15 protein-coding genes are annotated in these 18,976 nt (G+C 52.0%); 9 read left to right on the top strand and 6 right to left on the bottom strand.

Annotated elements, in window-relative coordinates; translation table 11 throughout:
• Positions 1 to 36 precede the first annotated feature (36 nt).
• The gene (locus tag ACJ8W9_RS01315; protein WP_411358130.1) at positions 37 to 2,337 is read right to left on the bottom strand and encodes a DNA internalization-related competence protein ComEC/Rec2; all 2,301 of its coding nucleotides are present in this window, start codon (positions 2,335 to 2,337) and stop codon (positions 37 to 39) included.
• A 40-nt stretch (positions 2,338 to 2,377) separates the two neighbouring features.
• Between ACJ8W9_RS01315 and ACJ8W9_RS01310 the strand changes: the two genes are divergently transcribed.
• Entirely contained in the window at positions 2,378 to 2,893 is a 516-nt protein-coding gene (locus tag ACJ8W9_RS01310; protein WP_411358129.1) for a DUF2062 domain-containing protein, read from the top strand.
• Here ACJ8W9_RS01310 and ACJ8W9_RS01305 read toward each other — a convergent pair.
• From ACJ8W9_RS01305 to ACJ8W9_RS01295, 3 genes are read right to left on the bottom strand one after another with little or no spacing between them, the layout of a single operon-like run.
• Entirely contained in the window at positions 2,883 to 4,109 is a 1,227-nt protein-coding gene (locus ACJ8W9_RS01305; protein ID WP_411358128.1) for a lipoprotein-releasing ABC transporter permease subunit, read from the bottom strand. The two genes, ACJ8W9_RS01310 and ACJ8W9_RS01305, sit on opposite strands and share 11 nt — an antisense overlap.
• Positions 4,103 to 4,810: a lipoprotein-releasing ABC transporter ATP-binding protein LolD gene (gene lolD, locus ACJ8W9_RS01300; protein ID WP_411358127.1), complete on the bottom strand. Its 708-nt coding sequence runs from the start codon at positions 4,808 to 4,810 to the stop codon at positions 4,103 to 4,105. The genes ACJ8W9_RS01305 and lolD overlap by 7 nt, the downstream gene beginning before the upstream one ends.
• 2 nt (positions 4,811 to 4,812) lie before the next feature.
• Positions 4,813 to 6,045, bottom strand: coding sequence for a lipoprotein-releasing ABC transporter permease subunit (locus ACJ8W9_RS01295; RefSeq protein WP_411358126.1), 1,233 nt, complete (start codon positions 6,043 to 6,045; stop codon positions 4,813 to 4,815).
• A 129-nt stretch (positions 6,046 to 6,174) separates the two neighbouring features.
• Between ACJ8W9_RS01295 and mfd the strand changes: the two genes are divergently transcribed.
• The 7 genes from mfd (at position 6,175) to ACJ8W9_RS01260 (ending at position 14,899) form a co-directional block, all read left to right on the top strand.
• Positions 6,175 to 9,651, top strand: a complete 3,477-nt coding sequence (mfd, locus tag ACJ8W9_RS01290) for a transcription-repair coupling factor (protein WP_411360026.1) — start codon at positions 6,175 to 6,177, stop codon at positions 9,649 to 9,651.
• On the top strand, positions 9,648 to 10,778 hold the full coding sequence (locus ACJ8W9_RS01285; protein ID WP_411358124.1) for a CsiV family protein: 1,131 nt from the start codon (positions 9,648 to 9,650) through the stop codon (positions 10,776 to 10,778). Before mfd ends, ACJ8W9_RS01285 begins: the two co-directional genes overlap by 4 nt.
• Positions 10,779 to 10,797: 19 nt before the next feature.
• Positions 10,798 to 11,292, top strand: a complete 495-nt coding sequence (locus ACJ8W9_RS01280) for a MarR family winged helix-turn-helix transcriptional regulator (RefSeq protein WP_034730102.1) — start codon at positions 10,798 to 10,800, stop codon at positions 11,290 to 11,292.
• On the top strand, positions 11,261 to 13,045 hold the full coding sequence (locus ACJ8W9_RS01275; protein ID WP_411360023.1) for an ExeM/NucH family extracellular endonuclease: 1,785 nt from the start codon (positions 11,261 to 11,263) through the stop codon (positions 13,043 to 13,045). Before ACJ8W9_RS01280 ends, ACJ8W9_RS01275 begins: the two co-directional genes overlap by 32 nt.
• Before the next feature lie 62 nt (positions 13,046 to 13,107).
• The gene (locus ACJ8W9_RS01270) at positions 13,108 to 13,662 is read left to right on the top strand and encodes an RNA polymerase sigma factor (protein WP_411358122.1); all 555 of its coding nucleotides are present in this window, start codon (positions 13,108 to 13,110) and stop codon (positions 13,660 to 13,662) included.
• Positions 13,659 to 14,063 (top strand): hypothetical protein, encoded by a 405-nt coding sequence (locus tag ACJ8W9_RS01265; RefSeq protein ID WP_411358121.1) that lies wholly within the window; start codon positions 13,659 to 13,661, stop codon positions 14,061 to 14,063. The genes ACJ8W9_RS01270 and ACJ8W9_RS01265 overlap by 4 nt, the downstream gene beginning before the upstream one ends.
• Positions 14,063 to 14,899, top strand: coding sequence for a hypothetical protein (locus tag ACJ8W9_RS01260; RefSeq protein WP_411360021.1), 837 nt, complete (start codon positions 14,063 to 14,065; stop codon positions 14,897 to 14,899). Before ACJ8W9_RS01265 ends, ACJ8W9_RS01260 begins: the two co-directional genes overlap by 1 nt.
• A 24-nt stretch (positions 14,900 to 14,923) precedes the next feature.
• Here ACJ8W9_RS01260 and ACJ8W9_RS01255 read toward each other — a convergent pair whose 3' ends face one another.
• Positions 14,924 to 15,376 (bottom strand): Hsp20 family protein, encoded by a 453-nt coding sequence (locus ACJ8W9_RS01255; protein ID WP_411360019.1) that lies wholly within the window; start codon positions 15,374 to 15,376, stop codon positions 14,924 to 14,926.
• Between the two features lie 197 nt (positions 15,377 to 15,573).
• Here ACJ8W9_RS01255 and ACJ8W9_RS01250 point away from each other — a divergent pair, with 197 nt between their 5' ends.
• On the top strand, positions 15,574 to 16,938 hold the full coding sequence (locus ACJ8W9_RS01250) for an alkaline phosphatase (protein ID WP_411358119.1): 1,365 nt from the start codon (positions 15,574 to 15,576) through the stop codon (positions 16,936 to 16,938).
• On the opposite strand, the gene asnB is transcribed toward ACJ8W9_RS01250, so the two are convergent.
• On the bottom strand, positions 16,935 to 18,953 hold the full coding sequence (gene asnB / locus ACJ8W9_RS01245) for an asparagine synthase (glutamine-hydrolyzing) (RefSeq protein ID WP_411360017.1): 2,019 nt from the start codon (positions 18,951 to 18,953) through the stop codon (positions 16,935 to 16,937). The genes ACJ8W9_RS01250 and asnB overlap by 4 nt on opposite strands.
• Between the last annotated feature and the right edge of the window lie 23 nt (positions 18,954 to 18,976).

The following is an 18,976-nucleotide window of genomic DNA, read 5'->3' as shown; positions in this document are numbered from 1 at the left end:
CCGTCATTCTAACCGCTTTCAGGGGTAACTGGCTAGCTATTGCAAAGGATCGCTGTCAAACCAAGCGCCATTGGCGGCCGCGAACGGCTGTTCCACGCGCCAGCGTTTACCATCAGTTATCACGCTCACCTGGCCACCGCGAGCGGTATCAAAAATAGGAATTCTATACTGTTGAAAACGTTCGGTAACTTCGCGGTGGATTTGTCCATAAGGGTTGTTACGACCGCGGCTCACTAACGCCACTGAAGGTTTGACGTGTCGAATGAAATAGCCTTCGGATGAGCTCTTGCTACCATGGTGCGCGATGATTAGCACCTGCGCTTGCAACGGCGCAAGCTCTGCCAATAGTTGCCGTTCGGCACTGCGCTCAATGTCACCGGTTACCAGTAGACGAAAACTGTCGAACTCAAACAAGACAACACAGGAATCATTATTGGAATGATTGCCAACCGCAACGCTGCTACGCGGATGCAACACGCGCCAGTTAACGTCATGCCAGCGGCCACTTTGGCCAGCCACACAAGGGCTTGGATTGGCCCCACCGAACCACGCAAGGTGCGGATAAGCCTCGCGTAAATACTGCCAGCCACCTTGATGATCGTTGTCAGTATGCGTGATAAGGCCAAGCTCTGGTTGCAAGCGTTGCTGCCGCAAAAACGGCTGGATAACACGCTCCGCCATACTTAATCCGCCTTGCCATGCAGCGCCGGTATCGATAATGAATGCCTGTTGTTGGCGCTGTAAGACAATGGCTGAGCCCTGCTCGACATCGAGCATGTGCACGCGCAACTCGCGCTCAAGCGGTAGCTGTTGCTGTATTGCGGACGCCAATAGCAACACTGCCATGGCCCCAAGCTTGTAGCGCAGGTTCAACGGCACTACCACCACGGCGCAACTCAAGAGCCACCATGGCCATGTCGGTAACTGTTCCGCGGCCAACCATTGCCAAGGCTGTTGCGCTAACCACTCAAGCAGTGGCCACAGCTGCTCCAATGGCCAAGTCGCTAGTGTAAAAATTGCTGCGGCAACCGCATAAGCTCCAAGCACCGTCGGTAGTAAGCCAACTAAGGCCAGCGGTAACACCCAAAAGCTGACCAACGGCACGATCACTAGGTTGATCACAGCCGCAGCCGTCGATACGCCAGCGAAGCCAAGCAGCATCACAGGCACAAATAACCAAGTGATAAACCATTCGAAACGCCACAACTCTTTAACCGCTCGAATGCGGCCTTGGTAACGTTGCCAACGCCAATTGAGTAGCAAAATCACCGCTACCGCACTCACCGATAGCCAAAAACCCATTTGCAGCGGTGCCAAAGGTTCAACTAGCACAACCAAACACACCGCACGCAAAAATTGCCGCGGTGCTGACACTTTCAGCCCAAGCCAGCGATGCAAAGCAAATACACTAAACATCAATAAAGCGCGCACAGTGGCAATGGCAAAGCCGGCCAACCAGGCGTACCCGACCGCCGCCACCAATGCGAATGCAGGCACAAACCGCCAAAGGTTACGGCGCTCGCGGAGTTGGCGCTGGCGTGTGAGCGCTGCCAAGCCGTGCCAGCACAGCCACAAAGCCGCGCCAGCAACTAAAGATAGGTGTAAGCCAGAGATGGCAATCAGGTGGGCGAGCCCAGTTTGTTGCACGGTTTGCCAAGTTTCAGTTGCTATCGCAAAACGCTCGCCAAGTAACAGCGCTAACAGAATGTCTGCCTGCGGGTGATTGACTGTAGCGCGTTGTACGTCAGCGACTAAACTTTGTCGCCAAGTAACACTGCCTCCCACCCTTTGCCCTGACTTTATTGAGCCAAGTACCTGGATACCCTGGCCGACTAAATAGCGATGGTAAAAGCCGCTACCTTGATTGCGCGTACCTTGTGGATACTTTAAACGGGCCTGCAATCGCCATATTTCACCCGCCTGCGGTAACCGTTGCGGTCCGTCTGCGTGTGGCTGATACCAATTCAAACGCGCCGTTAAGCCGTCCGCTTGGGGGTCGTTATCAATATGCGTTAAACTACCGGTCAACTGCCATGATTCGGGCCGAGTTGCAACCACCTCGGTAACCGTCAAGGCGATGGGCACAGTGCGTTGTACCCAATCAGTGGTAAGCGCATGACTTTGGCTCAAATAGGCGTTGCCAGCGCCCCATAGAATACCGCACAATACGCACCCAATGAGGGTTACCACAGCCGTCAATGAGCGCACGCTGTGAGCTATAATGAAACAAAGCAAAGCGCTGCTGACTAGCAATAGAGCGACTTGCCAGGTAAGTACAGCGGTAAAGCTGAACGACAGCAAGTAGCCGCCGAAGAATGTGCACAACCACCGATCCATGGACGTTGTACCTGTAATGGAAAGTAAGAGTTAGTTATCCATGCCAAGAAAATTTATGCGGCGCATCATGCCAAATCATGAGGCGGTGAAAAACAGTCGTAGCCTAAAGGTGTTTGGCAAGTTATTACACGATGCCAACCTGTGGCACTTGAACCGGCGCTCAGCTGCCGGTGCCTTCGCTATCGGTCTGTTCTTCGCCTTTATTCCAGTGCCTTTTCAAATGGTACTGGCCGCTGCCGCAGCAATACCTTTTCGGGTCAATCTGCCGCTTTCGGTCGCGTTGGTCTGGGTATCAAACCCAATCACCATGCCGCCGTTGTTTTACTTTTGCTATAAAGTGGGTACTTGGCTCATTGGCGCGCCGTCACAACCATTTTATTTCGAGTTGTCATGGCAATGGCTCGGCGACAGTATTACCTCAATTGGCCCAGCTTTCTTACTCGGCTGCCTAATTGTTGGCACTGTTGTCAGTATCCTTGGCTACTTTGTGGTGAGTTTGATGTGGCGTCAGTCGGTTGTCAGTGCTTGGCGCGCGCGCAAAAAATTTAAGCGTTAATCGCCCGCACTACATCAATACGAGCGGCCTGCCACGCTGGATACAAAGTTGCCAACAAGCTCATTAGCAAACCAACCGCAGCCACCACCAACACATCCGGCCAATCCAGTAGCACTGGGATCTGATTGACAAAATAAACATCGCTCGCTAACAAGGTACTGCCGCTCAAACGCTCCAGCGCGTTGAGTAGCAAAGGTAAGTTAAGACTCAGCAACACTCCCGCTAACACCCCAGCAAACACGCCGAAAACACCATTTTGCAGCCCCTGCAGCACAAAAACCTGCATCAAACTGCTGGTACGTAAGCCCATAGTACGCAAGATGCCGATGTGGCGTTGTTTCTCTTGCACCGTCATCACCAAGGTCGAAACGATATTAAAGCTCGCGACCGCCAGTACCAATATAAGTACTAAGTACATGACCATGCGCACCATTTGAATATCGCGATACAAATGGCCTTGTGAACGCATCCAGTGTTCTAAGTAAACATAATCGCGCAGCTGATAACCGATTTCATTGGCCACTCGTTCAGCACTAAATAGGTCATCAACGGCCAAGGCTACGGTGCTAAAGCCACTGTCTAAGCCAACGAAATCACGCGCCGTGGCAAGGTTCACATAAGCTAGTTGATGATCAAATTGGCCACCAAACTCGAAAGTATCAATCACCGTTAACTGCATTCGTTTAGGTGCCTGAAAACCGCGTTCTGCGGCCACCACAAAGCGAATGCTATCACCGCGCGCAACCCCAAGCTTTTGCGCTAAGCCACTGCCTAAAATAACAGTGTTCGGTTGCGTCAAGGCTGACCATTGCTGCTCCTTTAAGTAATCCTTAATGGCATGTTCCCGTTCCGGATCAAGCCCAGTAACCTGAACTCCGACAAAATCGCGCCCTTGCTGTACCAGTGCTTGAGTGTGAATCAACGGCCAAGCATCGGTCACCTCGGGATGATCCGTTGCCAACGCAAAAATCGTTTCAGGGTAGTCTAAACGCCCTTCTACAGCATTGAACTCAACGTGGGGCACCAGTTTCAAAAAGCGCTCCTGCAGCACTTCCGAGAAGCCATTCATCACGCTCAGCCCGGTAATAAAGACCATACATCCAAGTGCGATACCGGACGTTGACGAGGCCGAGATAAACGACAGGAAGCGACTGCGTTCGCGCCCGCGGCGAAAACGCTGGGCAAGCTGCCAGGCAAGACGCCATTGACCTAGCATGCTGCGCTCTCAGCCTGATTCGGTGGCACCAACTGACCATGATGTAACTGCACCCGATGCGGTAGTTGCTGTGCCAGTTGCGTGTCGTGTGTGACAATGACAAAGCACGTTTGCAACTCACGATTCAGCTCTAACATTAACGCCATCACTTGCCCAGCGGTGGCATCATCAAGGTTGCCAGTGGGTTCATCAGCCAGCACTAAACGTGGCTTATTCACCAGCGCTCGCGCGATTGCCACGCGCTGCCGCTCACCGCCTGAGAGCTCGGCAGGTCGATGTTGTGCGCGCGCTGCTAACCCTACTCGCTCTAACAACTCTGCCGCCTGTTGCTCGGCTTGTGATTTGGCAACCCCCTGAATCAGTAACGGCATACTGACATTCTCGAGCGCGTTAAACTCAGGTAATAAATGATGAAACTGATAGATAAAACCCAGCTGACGATTGCGCCAATCAGCCAACGCCCGAGTCGACAACGAAGTGAGATCACGGCCTTGGAACAGTATCTGCCCCGAAGTAGGTCGATCCAGGCCGCCCATGCAGTGCAACAAGGTGCTTTTACCTGAGCCAGAACTACCAACGATGGCCCATAACTCGCCTGCACGAAGTTGTAGGTCAACGCCTTGCAAAACATGCAAATCACGCTGACCGTCACGGTAGGATTTGCTTACCTGCCGACATTCTAATAACACCTCGGTCGTCATGTTTATTCATACCTCAAAGCTTGTGCCGGTAAGATGCGACTGGCTTGCCACGCCGGGAATAAAGTTGCGATAAAGGTCAGACCAAGCGCGGCCAACACAGTGCCTGCAATCTGTAACGGTGCCATCACCACAGGTAATCCAGTTGGTCCAGCAAAACTCATATCTACACCAAAGCCAGTCAGTAGTGGGTTCAAGAAATGCGTTGTCAGCACTCCTAACAGCAAACCTAAAACTGCGCCAAGGGTGCCGGTGAACATGCCCTGTAACACTACCATGCTGCGCACCCGCTGTGGTGCAAGTCCCATGGTCTGTAAAATCGCAATATCGGCGCGTTTGTCTTGCACCATCATCATCAACGATGACACGATATTAAAGGCTGCGACCGCAATAATGAGTCCCAGCATCAGGTTGACCATGCGCTTTTCCATACTCACGGCATCAAATAAGTGTCCGTAGCTCTGCTGCCAACTGGTCACTTGTAAAGGTTCTGCCACTTCACTAGTCAACTCATCAGCTGCGGCAAGAGCTGCAAACGGGTCGTCAAAGTAATAGCGTAACCCAGATACTTGGCCTTCTGCCATCCGCAATATCCGTGCGAGATCGGCTCCATGCATGACCAATAAATGCTGATCGGCCTCTGATTGCATTCTCACCACCGCAGTCACTGTTACTAATCGTTGGGCGGGAACTAGCCCTAGTGGCGTGTAGATGCCACCACCAGCGGCGATCAAGCGCAACTGTTGCCCCGGCCAAATATTTAACTGCTGCGCCAGTGCATAACCGAGCACCACGTTAAAAGTGCCCGCTTCAAGCTGCAATTGACCCGCTTCTAAGTGCTGCTGCAATGGCTCTAATTGTACATGGCTGCCATCCGCCTCGGGAAAAATCCCCTGCACTTGCACCGCTTGTAGCCGTTGCTCGCTCTGGATGACGCCGGCAGTGGTCACTTCGGGCACGACGGCACGCGCCCCCGTCAACACTGGCAAACTATCTGCCACTTGCTGCCAATTATCTAACCCTTGCTCGTCACTCACTTGTAACTGTGGCACAACCGTTAAAATGCGTTGTTTTAATTCCGCTTCAAAACCATTCATCACCGAACCAACAATGATCAAAGCCGCGACGCCCACCACAATACCCACCAACGACACGCGCTGGATAAAACGCGTAAAGCGCTGACCATAACGGGCGCGACTATAGCGATAACTCAAAAATAAAGTGACGGATTGCGACATAAGCTTGGTGTCTAGCGCTCATCTGTTGGTTCGGGGTTGCGCTGCAAGCATAAAGAAATATGCGCACTGATCCAAGTAACAGTTTCAGGTATACTTTCAGCCACTTGAGTAGTTAACAAAGTGGACCTTATGAGCAAGGCATCGATTCTAACGCCACCACGCCCCACATCAGCAAAACAGGACCTTACCTGGCAAGGACTCGCCGGCAGTAGTGCAGCACTCGCGCTGGCACGGCTGATTGACCAACATGAACGGCCGTTACTGATTGTTACGCCCGACGCGCCGCAAGCCCATCGCTTAGAGCAAGAAATTAGCTATTTAAGTGCCAAAGGAGAGCGCGTGATGGTGTTTCCTGACTGGGAAACCCTGCCTTACGATAGCTTCTCGCCGCACCAAGATATTATTTCTGAGCGCTTGAGCGTATTGGCGAAACTACCCAGCATGCAAGATGGCGCATTGATTGTCTCGATCAATACCTTACTGCACCGTATCGCCCCTACCGACTATGTGAGTGGGCAAGCGCTGCAAGTCGACAAAGGTCAGCAATTAGATGGCTACCGTTTGCGGCAACGGCTGGAACGCGCCGGCTATCGCCATGTTGATCAGGTGATGGAGCATGGTGAGTTTTGCGCCCGTGGCTCGTTGCTTGATTTATTCCCGATGGGCAGTGAAGTGCCTTATCGCATCGACTTTTTCGACGATGAAGTGGACTCCATTCGCACCTTCGACGTCGATACGCAGCTCTCTGCGGGTGAAGTCGAACGTATAAACTTGCTGCCCGCTCATGAGTTTCCGATCACCCCTACCGCGATTGAAGGTTTTCGTGGCCGTTATCGAGAACTCTTTGAAGCTGCTAACGAACGCGACTCGATTTATTACCAAGTCTCACAAGGGCAGTTACCTGGCGGTATCGAGTACTACTTGCCGCTGTTTTTCGAGCACACCGCAAGCTTATTCGATTACTTACCCGATGATGCCTTACTTGTTACCTTTGGCGATTTACAAGGCAGTCTCGACCATTTGTGGCACGACATTGAACAGCGTTATGAGCAGCGCCGCTACGATCGTCTGCGGCCGTTACTAGCGCCAACGCAGTTATTCTTACCGGTCGATCAGATTCATCACCACTTCAAGCAATTGCCACGCGTGCGCGCCTTTGTTCCAGACGATAAAGCTCAGCCCGGCCCGCGCGTCTTCAATACTGAAGTTATTGGTGAAATTGCCCTAAATCATCAATTAAAAGACCCGTTGCAAGCATTACGACAACGTCTAGCGGCATTACATCAAGCCAAGTATCGCGTGTTGTTCGTTGCCGAAACTGCAGGGCGCCGTGAGTCATTGCGAGACACCCTAGCGCCACTCAAGCTCGATTTACATGAGTTGCAGCACTTCAGTGACATCGACGACTTTACCGGCAGCAACGCGCTGGTTGTCGCACCGCTAGTGAACTCGTTTATTGCCACCGATGCTAAGCTGGCAGTCATTACCGAAACTGAACTACTAGGTAACCGCATTCAGCAGCGCCGCCGGCGCGATCAAAAAGCAACGGTTTCAACCGAAAATATGGTGCGCAACCTCGCCGAACTGCGCATTGGCCAGCCAGTGGTACACATTGACCATGGCGTGGGCCGCTATCAAGGATTGCAAACCCTTGAAGCTGGCGGCATGACTACCGAATTTGTCACCATTGAATACGCGAATGACAGTAAACTGTACGTCCCCGTAGCGTCGTTGCATTTGCTATCCCGCTACAGTGGCGGCGAAGAAGCGCATGCGCCGCTGCATAAGCTCGGCAACGATACTTGGGAGCGCGCCAAGCGCAAAGCGGCCGAAAAGATCCGCGATGTTGCAGCCGAACTTCTCGATGTCTATGCCCGGCGTGAAGCCAAACCTGGGTATGCCTTCAAGCTTGATCATGAGGACTACCAGCGCTTTGCCAATAGCTTTCCGTTCGAAGAAACCGATGACCAGTTACAGGCCATCGATGCGGTCTTGAGCGATATGCAAGTCGCCAGTGCCATGGACCGACTGGTGTGTGGAGACGTTGGCTTTGGTAAAACTGAAGTAGCAATGCGCGCCGCTTTTGTCGCTGTAAATGACAACAAGCAAGTTGCAGTGCTGGTACCAACGACCCTGCTCGCCCAGCAGCATTACGAAAACTTTAAAGACCGTTTTGCCGACTGGCCAGTGCGGATCGAGGTGCTGTCGCGGTTTAATACCAACAAACAAACCACGCAGATTTTGGCCGACATCGAAGCCGGTAAAGTCGACATCGTGGTAGGTACGCACAAACTGCTGCAGGGCACCGTTAAGTTTGCTGATTTAGGCTTATTGATTGTCGATGAAGAACACCGCTTTGGCGTGCGCCAAAAAGAAGCGATTAAACGCTTGCGCAGTGACGTTGATATTTTAACGCTGACCGCTACGCCGATTCCGCGAACACTCAATATGGCCATGCACGGCGTACGCGATTTGTCGATTATTGCAACGCCGCCAGCGCGCCGGTTGGCGGTGAAGACCTTTGTGCGTGAGTACGATAAGCCGACCATTCGCGAAGCAGTTCTGCGTGAAATTTTACGCGGTGGCCAAGTGTATTTCTTGCACAATAATGTCGAAACTATTGAAAAAACCGCACGTGAGCTTACCGAACTGGTGCCAGAGGCGCGGGTAACCGTAGCCCACGGACAAATGCGAGAGCGAGAACTCGAACGCATTATGTCCGATTTCTATCACCAACGTTTTAACGTGCTGGTGTGTACCACTATTATCGAAACCGGTATCGACGTACCAACCGCCAATACCATCATCATGGACCGTGCCGATCATCTTGGCCTAGCCCAAATGCACCAGTTGCGTGGTCGCGTCGGCCGCTCACATCATCAGGCCTATGCTTACCTGCTGACGCCACACCCAAAACGCATGACCAAAGATGCCTTGAAGCGACTCGAGGCGATATCCCAGCTCGAAGACTTGGGTGCTGGCTTTATGCTGGCCACCCATGACCTTGAGATCCGTGGCGCCGGCGAACTCCTCGGTGAAGAACAAAGTGGGCAAATTGAAACTATCGGCTTTACCTTGTACATGGACATGCTGGAACAAGCTGTTACCGCCTTGCGCGAAGGTAAAGAACCGGCCCTTGATAGCTTGCTACAGCAACGCTGTGAGATTGATTTACGGGTACCTGCGCTGTTGCCGGAGACCTACATCGCTGATGTTACGCTGCGCCTGAGCCTCTACAAACGGATTGCCAGCTCGGATAACAGCGAGGAAATTCGTGCCCTCAAGGTGGAAATGATCGACCGCTTTGGGCTGCTGCCCGATGCCGCACAAAATCTGATGCTAGTCACGGAATTGCGTAACCGCGCTGAGCAATTAGGCATTCGCAAAATCGACGGTGGCCCGCAGGGGATCACCATCGAATTTGGTGAGAAAACCAAAGTCAGTCCGGTTTATTTGATTCAATTGATTCAATCGGCACCGAACCAATACAAACTTGAAGGGCCTAACCGTTTACGAGTTCTTACCAAAATCAGCGATACTCAAGGTCGCTTGAAACTGGTAGAGTCACTTATTGAAGAATTCGCCGAGCGAAAGGATGAGAAATGACGCAGGGCTGGTACCGAAAACCTTTAGCAACAGCAGCGCTAGCTGGTTGGCTTGCCGTTAGCAGTTTTACCCAAGTCGCCAAGGCGCAACAGTTACCGGAACAGGATCTATGGCGTTGGTTTGAAGTCGAAGTTTTAGTGTTTGCCCACCGCGATGCTGGCGACACCGTTGAGTCTTTCCCGTGGCAAGGGCCGCAACGCTATCAGGACTATGTTTACAATCCGTTGCCTAGCGTATTCGTACCTGACATCACCGCACTCTTGGCTGATCTACCAGAGTGCGCAACGCCCACCGTTATCCCAGAGTTCAATCGCGAACGCTTATTGTGCGCCGCGCCCTGGGAGCTGGATCCCTGGTTACCGATGAACTGGCAACGGCAAGAACGCATGCTGAGAGAATTGGCAGCAGCACCAGCCGATGTTATTAACGGCCCCGGTGGCGAGGTTAAGAATGCTGCGGCGCCGTTTCTTGCGCCTGCATCGCAACTCGAATTGAGCGAAACACGCCAGCAATTAGTGCGCCGCGGAACCGGCACCCCACTTTTGCATTTAAGCTGGTATCAACCGGTATTTGGCGCCGATGATGAATACAAAGTTCGACTTTTCGGTGGGCGCAATTTTGCCGATGAATTTTCACTTGCAGGTTATGCCCTTCCCGATGAGCAAGCCAAGCTGACTGCACTTAGTACGAGCGAGGAAAAGCCAGAGCTAGGTCTCGCGGAACGCCTGCAACAATTGGCCGAACTACAACGCACCGCACAATTCAATTTCAGTGCGGCGGCAAAAGATGAACCCTTAGCGGCGCCCAGCGCCAGTCAACTTGAAACGCCAACAACTCCCCTTTGGCAGCTCGATGGCACTATGCATATTTACCTTGTCGGAAATTACCTGCATATCGACAGTGATCTTGAGTTACGCGAGCCTACAGCGGTTGATTGGCAACCTGCAGATTTGACTGCACAAGCAGATCTTGCGCTCGAGCCACTCACCAACAAACGCTTTTTACGTAGCTTTAAGCTGGACCAGTTGCGCCGCGTGATCAGTCACGAAACCCATTATTTTGATCATCCAAAATTGGGTGTCGTGGTGCAAATACGCCGCACTGATTTGTCCGCGCGACGCTATTAGGAACCATTGGGGAATTATTATGGAAAAGTACGAGGAGTTGTTGCTGGCCTTACGCAAAGTCATCCGCGCAACCGATCTCTATTCCAAACAGCTGAATAAATTAACTGGACTTACCGCGCCGCAATTGCTGATTCTACGCGAGGTTGCCGCAGCGCCAGAAGGTATTACTGCTAGTGCGGTAGCGCAGAATATTACGCTCAGCCCTGCCACCGTGAGTAATGTTATTGATCGATTGGAGCATCGCGAGCTAATTCATCGCGAACGCAGCACTGAAGATCGACGTCGCGTGGTGCTGTCGCTCACTCCGCGCGGAGCGGAACGGCTTGCCGCCGCGCCAAAACCACTGCAAGAAGACTTTATTCGGAAATTTCAGGGGCTGGCCGATTGGGAACAATCTCAGTTGCTAGCGGCAATGCAGCGTATTGCTGCGATGATGGACGCGGAACACATTGACGCCGCCGATGTATTAGAAGTAGGAAGCTATGCACAACAACAACTCCACCGTGATTCATAAACGCTATTGGGTAAGCTTGAGCGCGGTTGCGCTCGCCTTAACGGCTTGTTCGCAACAAGCTGATGTCGATGCCCCGCTCGCCAATTCAAATTGTGTCGCTGAACAGACGATAAGCCAAATACAAGGCAATTCAGATAGCTCGCCGTTAGTGGGGCAAAGCGTCAGTATTAGTGGCGTCGTCACCGCGAGTTGGCAAGGCGACGGTGAGCTCGGTGGCTTTTTTCTGCAAGACAAGGACGCTGGTCTATTTGTGCAAGCCACAGGTCCTACTGTTGCAATTGGTGATCAAGTGCGCGTCAATGGCGTGGTCAGCGAAGCACAGCAACTGACCCAACTAGATCAGGTGACGGAAATTATTGATTGTGGCAGAGCTGAGCTACCCGCAGCGAAAAAATTGACTTTACCTGTAGCATCGGTGAAGACGTTTGAACAATTAGAAGGACAATACGTCAGCATCCCGCAAACACTCATCGTCAACGGCAACTATTTACTTGATCGCCATGGTAGTTTTGATGTTGCCGCAGAGCGACTCTATACCCCGACACAAGTTACGCAACCCGGCGCCAGTGCTCGGCAACTGGCCGCAAGCTACGAATTACAGCGCTTAGTGATTGACGATAATCGCGCACCTAACCCAAGCCAAGTGCCGTTTCCGGCACCGCAACTCAGTGCCGATAATAGTCTGCGCGCCGGCGACAGTGTTCGTAATGTGCAAGGCATTTTGAGTGAATTTAACGGGCGCTACCGCATTCAACCAACCGCTGAATTGCAGTTCACTGCCACCAACCCGCGCCCGCCAGCACCGAGTAAGTCAGCCGATCCGCGCGTGATTCGCGTCGCTACCTTTAATGTCTTGAACTACTTCAATGGCAATGGCGTCGCGCAAAGTTTCCCAACTGACCGGGGTGCGGAAACTGCCGCTGATTTCAGCCGCCAGGAAGCCAAAATCATTGCCGCCATGGTAGCGCTTAAAGCGGATATTATTGGCCTAATGGAAATTGAAAACGACGGCTACGCTGACCATAGTGCTATCGTGCGTTTGGTTGAGCAACTCAAGCAAGCCAGCGGCCAACCGTGGCAATTCGTTGCAGCTGCCGAAGGGCAGTTCGGCGGTGCCTCCATCACCAACGGTTTAATTTATCGCAGCGACAGAGTCGAGGCGGTTGGCGCAGTATCGACTGTTACTGAGGGCGTCTTTCGCAACCGCAGTCGCTATCCTTTGATCCAACGCATGCGCCCGTTGCATAGCCAAGAGACTTTTGTGGTAGCGGTCAATCACTTTAAATCGAAAGGCTCGTGTCCGCGCGATAGTAGTGACCCAAATGCTAATCAAAACGATGGCCAAGCGTGCTGGAATGCGGCTCGTGTTGAATCCGCCGAACGCCTCATTGCAGCTCTGCAACAACCGCTGTTGGCAAAAACCAGTGCACAAATCGTGCTCGGCGATTTTAACGCCTACGCGCAAGAAGATCCGATGCAAACTTTCTATGCTGCGAGCTACCATAACCGCGCCGAGCACTTTGAGCCTAAGGGCTACTCTTATGTGTTCAATGCACAAGCTGGCAGCCTTGACCATCTGCTGGTCAGCGATGCCCTGCACGGCCGCGTGATTAAGCAGCAGCATTGGCTCATCAATGCCGATGAACCGTCAGCGCTGAGTTATGAAGGTTACTCACAGAATGCGGATTGGTATGCACCCGATGCCTACCGTTCATCGGACCATGACCCAATCATTGCCGATATTCAATTTTGAGGCTTGTCACACATCGCCGTCCTGTTGCATCTTATCAACATGATGAATGCAGCAGGACACGCATGACCCAGAACGCTCTAACAGGATTCGCGCAACAGCTAGACGCTCAAGTGATCAAAGGCGCTCAAGCCGGTCGTCGCGATTGTCAGCGACAGCTGTTTGAAACCTATCAGCGCCCGGTACAACGCCTGATTCAAGGCATGTGCCGCGACTCTGAATTAGCCCGCGATCTAACTCAAGACGTGTTCCTTATTGCCTTTGAAAAAGTCGCACAATTACGAGACCCAAAAGCGCTTGGCGGTTGGTTAAAACAGTTAACGGTAAACACCGCACTATCGCATTTTCGCAAGCCACAACAACAAACCAATAGCGATGATAGCGCAGCACAACTCGATGCCGACGACTGGCTTAGTCAAACCGACTGGCTACAACAGCTCGATGATATCGACACGCTGCTAAGCGTTTTGGACGAACATGAATATCAACTGATTTGGCTGTACTTGGTCGAAGGCTACAGTCACGAAGAACTTGCTGAGCTGCTCAATGAGCAAGCCGCGACCGTACGCCAGCGCTACCATCGCGCACTCAAGAAATTACGACAGAGGAGTTCCAGATGAACCCATCAGGTCCACAGAAGCAATCACTCAGCCCTAGCGAAAAGCTGCTGCGAGAGCGGCTTAAAGCGCAAGCGGAGCCATTGCAACCGGTCACTTGGCAAGAGCTAACGGCACGCCAAGAAACCGCCATTAAACCGGCGCAGCCAGTAAGCTCGAAAGCGGTTGCGCTGTGGCTGACGCCCTTCGCGGCAGCAGCTGCAGTGGCTTGGTTAATGGTGGTGCAGCCGCTGTCAACAAATGGCCAAGCGAGACCACAAACGCCGATGTTGCTGGCGGGCAATTACCAACTCGAAAGTATCGACCGCCAAATTCAGCAGGCCTACCTGCGTGGTGCAGACGATGCTACGATCTCCGCCTTGTGGCAACAACGTGAAGTGCTAACAGCACAGGAGACGTTTTAATGAAACTCACCGCACTTGGACTCAGCACCCTATTGCTAAGCCTGTTAAGCACTCCGCTTAACGCAGCGACGCAAGAAGATCAGCTGGCACGGGAGCATGCTCGCGCCGCCGCCATCGCTGCCGCCAAAAGCCAGGGCAAAGCCGCCACTGTTACTATGGAAGAACCGACGCGCAGTTATTTTGACTGGGGCGCAGTGGTGCACCCCAACGGCGAAGTTTTATCGGTGCGAAATGATTCAGTTGCTGCAGAAATGGAGCTCCAAGCAGGTGATCGCTTGCTGCAAGTTGATGACATTGATTTTAGTGGAGCTGGACTCGACACTATTGTCAGCCATCTGCAAGGACTCGAGCATGACTCAACCTTCAACGTAACGGTTGCGCGCGATACGCAGACACTGACTTTAGGTGGCCGCGTAAAAGCAACCGTGATTCCGGGGTGGCGTCTTGAAGTCGATGTCGCGCAAGCGCAAGTGGATAAAACCGACGATGGTAGTTGCGGACGCGTCAGTGTGTTTGTGACACCACCAGAAGCGCGCGATTTATTTCCCGCTTACTTCGTTAAAATTGATGATGATAACGTGCTCAGACGGCGATCAATTTACAAGTTAGATCCAGGCGTACATGTCATTGAGTTGCATGAGCTCATTACCGATCCATGGGTGCGTCGGTCAAGCAGTATGAGTAATGCCAAGCAGTTAGAAATTGATGTCAAAGCAGATACAACATACTACATTGCAGCGAAGTTTAATCGCAACAAACGTTTGAGCACCGTGCGTGAGGAATATTGGGAGCCAGTGGTGTGGCGTGAAGTGGAACAAAAATGTGAGGGCGACTAACCGCCCTCACCTTTTATAACAGGGTTATTTGCTACCTTCGAGCAAATTGAGTGAGTTACCGATTTCAATTTTCTTCGGCTTCATCGCTTCTGGAATGATTTTTTCCAGACCAATGGTCAATAAGCCGTTTTCCATTTTCGCGCCTTTCACTTCAACGTGATCTGCTAAATTAAATTTGCGCTCAAAGCTGCGGAAAGCGATACCTTTATGCAGGTATTGCCGTTCTTCGTCCTGCTCTTCTTTACGTCCTTGAATCTTCAAAATACCATTTTCAACTTCGATGCTCAGCTCATCGTCGGCAAATCCCGCGACAGCTAGGGTAATCGCGTAACGATTGTCGCCGAACACTTCGATGTTGTACGGAGGGTAACCGCCAGCGGCATTGCTATCGGTGCGCATTGCGGCATCCAATAAGCGGGCCATACGGTCAAAACCGATACTGCTGCGATAAAGTGGTGATAAATCAATAGTAGCCATGTTCATTCTCCTAAGAAGCAATGTTATGTGAATGTCGCGACTCTCTCAGAGACATCGCGCACACCTTAAAAATGGGACTGAGAAAATTGCTTTCAAGGCTTAATCGCAAAATTTTTTGCATTCAACGATCGTCATACAGCTGTCACTTGCGCTGTGGTATTATCGCCGCTACATGTAAAACGCTTAGGAGCCCCATTGTGAAATTTCGCCGCACTCTTTTACTCTCAGGAATCGCACTTGCTCTCGCGGGCTGCACGCAGAGCAACGCCAACGATGACGCTAATGCTAACGCTGCCGCAACTACTGAACAGGCACCGAATATCATCTTCTTGATTGGCGATGGCATGGGCTTTGAGTTTATCTCAGCATATCGTTACGCGATGAGTGAGCGTGGCGCTGACGCACTGGCACCGACGCCGTTTGATGACATGTTGGTGGGCGCCTCAACCACTTATCCAGATGACGATACTTGGGTCACCGATTCAGCTTCAAGCGCGACCGCACTCGCAACTGGAGTGAAAAGTTACAACGGCGCAATTGGCGTAGATGCCGATAAACATCCACAACAAACCATTATGGAAAAAGCCCGTGAATTAGGCTGGCACACTGGTGCTGTTGCCACTTCACAAGTGAATCATGCCACGCCAGCATCGTTTTTTACCCATCATCCGTCACGCCAGATGTATAACGAAATTGCTGACTCCTATGCAACCACCAAGTTTGGTGATAAATGGTCGTTTGACGTCTTGCTTGGTGGCGGTACGCGCTATTTTGATCGAGACGACAAAAACTGGTTAGCCGAGTTGAGCGAACAAGGCATGAACGTTGTAACTGACATGGCTAAACTTGAGCAAGCACAAGCGCCAGCATTGGGTTTGTTCGCACCTGTGGGGCTGCCCTTCGCGCTTGACTCTGAACCTTATCTCGCCGAGCTGACGACGCATGCACTGCGCATCCTCGACGCCGAGCAGGCCCAATCGGGTAAGCCCTTCGCACTGATGATCGAAGGTTCGAAAATCGACTGGTGTGGGCATGCTAACGATATCGCCTGTGCGGTGCACGAAATGCATGACTTTGCGCAAGCGTTACAAGTCGCAAAAGATTATCAAGCGACAAACCCTAACACCATTATCGTGGTCACCGCTGACCATTCCACCGGCGGCTTGACCCTTGGGCAAGGGGGCGAATATCAGTGGTATTCAGAGCGCGTGATGGACATTAAAGCGACCATTGGCACCATGGTTAAAGGTCTTTTGGAGCGCCCTCGTGACCAGTGGCGTGCGTACCTCGAACCGCTATTGAATTTACCCGTGAGCGAAGCGCAATGGAGCGAACTGGTTGCCATTGAATTGAGCGCTACGGACGACCGCGGTGACGATGCTGACCTGCTGCAGGATGCCTTAGTGAAGTTGACCGGTGAACTCACGCGCACCGGCTGGACCACCAGCGGGCACACCGCAGTGGATGTGCCAGTGATGGCCTCAGGTCCTTATGCCGAGCGCTTACGCGGTTACAAGGACAATACTGAGATTGGTAAAGTGTTAATGGAAATCGTGCGCTAGCACGATTTCCACCCCAGCTCTTTGGCGCGCTGCGCCGCAAGTGCTGGTACATCGGTCTTAATAAAATGATGGTGCAAAATCTGCACCCCTAACATGTGATTAATCACCGCATCGAGTTGCACTTTTTCCTCGATTGCGGTGTTTTCATCTTCATGCTTGGCAAAGGTTTCTTGCACGGCTGCAAAGTCTAGTAATCCCGCCTCTTGTACAGCTTCTTTCGACAAAAACTGCTCCGCTAATTTCACTACTGCTTGCCATTTCTTCGGGTCGGTATGGGCTGGCGGTGCCATAAAAGCGAACTTCTCGCGCTTGTACAACACTTCTGGTAATAAGCCTTTCATTGCTTCACGCAGCACGTACTTCTCTTTGTTGCCCTTGATGCGCAAATGCGGCGGTACGGTAAAGGCATACTCAGCCAAATGATGATCCAAGAAAGCTGGACGCGCTTCCATTGAGTTCGCCATATCCACGCGGTCACCACCCCAAGTCAAAATCTGTCCTTCGAGCATGGTCTTAATCCAGACGTATTGTGCACGATCGAGCGGATGCCGCCCCCGCAACATAGTTTCATCGAGGGTGTCAGCAATCGCCTTGCCTGGGTCATAATCACGTACTTCGGCACGGCGCTCTTCTGCAAGCAGCGGTAGCGCAACATCGGCACATGAAAGCCAGGGTTGCACGCAGCTTGGGGTAAAGCCCATTTTGGCGTTAAATGCCGGACTGACGAATTCTTCGCGCGCCAACATCGCCCCTTTGAAGAGTTTGTTGTTCTTCTCTAATAACTCTTGCCACGCTTTGCGCTCGCTCTCGGGGAGGTGGTCTAAACCATGTAAGAACATGTCTTTACGAAACGCCGGATAGCCGGCAAATAACTCATCTGAACCCTCACCCGTTAATACCACTTTATAATTAGCCGCATGCACCTGTTGGCTCATTAAGTATTTGGCCACGCCAAGGGTGTTATAAATGGTGCGTTCGGTATGCCAGATAGTTTTGACAAAGTGATCATAGAGATCATCGGCATTCAAGCGCATGATATGGTGATCGGCACCCGTGGCAGCGGCCATTTCTTCGGCAATCGGCGTTTCGTCATACTCTGCTGAATCAAAGCCAATAGTGAAGGCTTTTACCGAGGTTTGCGTTGCTGCTGCAGAAAGCCCCAGAATCGCGCAAGAATCAATACCGCCAGACAGGTAGCAGCCGACCGGTACATCGGCTGTTAGACGCAGTTGTACAGCCTCTAGCAGGTGTTTACGTACGCCATCAATGTAACTTTGTTCATCGACGTCATCACCTGGATACTCTTGCTCCAATGGAAAGTTCACGTCCCAATATTGGTGTTCACTGATCTGCAATTGGCCGTCGCGCCGCTCAATTTTTACCACTTGCCCTGGAGCGACTTGGCGGATCCCCGCAAAGGCGGTCGAGCCCGGCACCATAACTTGAATCAACTGATGGTAAAGCCCTTCTGAAGAGAACTCACGTTTGACCTTAGGGTGCGCAAACAATACTTTTAGCTCTGATCCAAACACCACACCATCATCGGTTTCAGTGTAATACAACGGCTTGATGCCGAAGCGATCGCGCACCAAATACATGGCGTCATCTTTTTGGTCGTAAAGGGCAAAGGCAAATTCGCCACGTAAGTGTTTGAGTGTCTCGTCGAGACCTTCCCGTTCAAACAAATGTAAGACGATTTCCGAGTCGCTTTTACTACGAAACCGCGCACCCTGCGCCGTTAAATCGGCACGAATACGTTTAAAGTCATAAAATTCACCGTTGTGCGCCAGTAACAGTCGTTGGTCCTGTGAGACGAACGGCTGGCGCGCCCGATCTTCGTTCAAGTCAATGATCGACAGCCGTGCGTGACTGAAGCCCACTCCGGTATCGGGCATAATTTCATAGCCAAATCCATCCGGTCCACGATGATGCATAATCGCCGCCATATTGACCAGCGTCTGTGCTTCGGGAGTTTGTTCCGCGCGTTGATTAAAAATTCCTGCAATACCACACATGTTTGCTCGTTCCTCGTATCTGG

It is taken from the genome of Pseudidiomarina salilacus (genome assembly GCF_047323925.1).
Lineage (GTDB): Bacteria > Pseudomonadota > Gammaproteobacteria > Enterobacterales > Alteromonadaceae > Pseudidiomarina > Pseudidiomarina salilacus.
Note: the sequence above shows the minus strand (reverse complement) of the source record. Positions and strands in the feature narration are given on the sequence as shown.

Excerpts from the sequence above, each read along its gene's own strand:
- ACJ8W9_RS01280 (WP_034730102.1), top strand. The coding sequence starts at position 10,798 with ATGGAAAAGTACGAGGAGTTGTTGCTGGCCTTACGCAAAGTCATCCGC.
- ACJ8W9_RS01285 (WP_411358124.1), top strand. The coding sequence starts at position 9,648 with ATGACGCAGGGCTGGTACCGAAAACCTTTAGCAACAGCAGCGCTAGCT.
- asnB (WP_411360017.1), bottom strand. The coding sequence starts at position 18,953 with ATGTGTGGTATTGCAGGAATTTTTAATCAACGCGCGGAACAAACTCCC.
- ACJ8W9_RS01315 (WP_411358130.1), bottom strand. The coding sequence starts at position 2,337 with ATGGATCGGTGGTTGTGCACATTCTTCGGCGGCTACTTGCTGTCGTTC.
- ACJ8W9_RS01275 (WP_411360023.1), top strand. The coding sequence starts at position 11,261 with ATGCACAACAACAACTCCACCGTGATTCATAAACGCTATTGGGTAAGC.
- ACJ8W9_RS01265 (WP_411358121.1), top strand. The coding sequence starts at position 13,659 with ATGAACCCATCAGGTCCACAGAAGCAATCACTCAGCCCTAGCGAAAAG.
- ACJ8W9_RS01310 (WP_411358129.1), top strand. The coding sequence starts at position 2,378 with ATGCCAAGAAAATTTATGCGGCGCATCATGCCAAATCATGAGGCGGTG.
- ACJ8W9_RS01305 (WP_411358128.1), bottom strand. The coding sequence starts at position 4,109 with ATGCTAGGTCAATGGCGTCTTGCCTGGCAGCTTGCCCAGCGTTTTCGC.
- mfd (WP_411360026.1), top strand. The coding sequence starts at position 6,175 with ATGAGCAAGGCATCGATTCTAACGCCACCACGCCCCACATCAGCAAAA.
- ACJ8W9_RS01260 (WP_411360021.1), top strand. The coding sequence starts at position 14,063 with ATGAAACTCACCGCACTTGGACTCAGCACCCTATTGCTAAGCCTGTTA.
- ACJ8W9_RS01270 (WP_411358122.1), top strand. The coding sequence starts at position 13,108 with ATGACCCAGAACGCTCTAACAGGATTCGCGCAACAGCTAGACGCTCAA.
- lolD (WP_411358127.1), bottom strand. The coding sequence starts at position 4,810 with ATGACGACCGAGGTGTTATTAGAATGTCGGCAGGTAAGCAAATCCTAC.
- ACJ8W9_RS01295 (WP_411358126.1), bottom strand. The coding sequence starts at position 6,045 with ATGTCGCAATCCGTCACTTTATTTTTGAGTTATCGCTATAGTCGCGCC.
- ACJ8W9_RS01255 (WP_411360019.1), bottom strand. The coding sequence starts at position 15,376 with ATGGCTACTATTGATTTATCACCACTTTATCGCAGCAGTATCGGTTTT.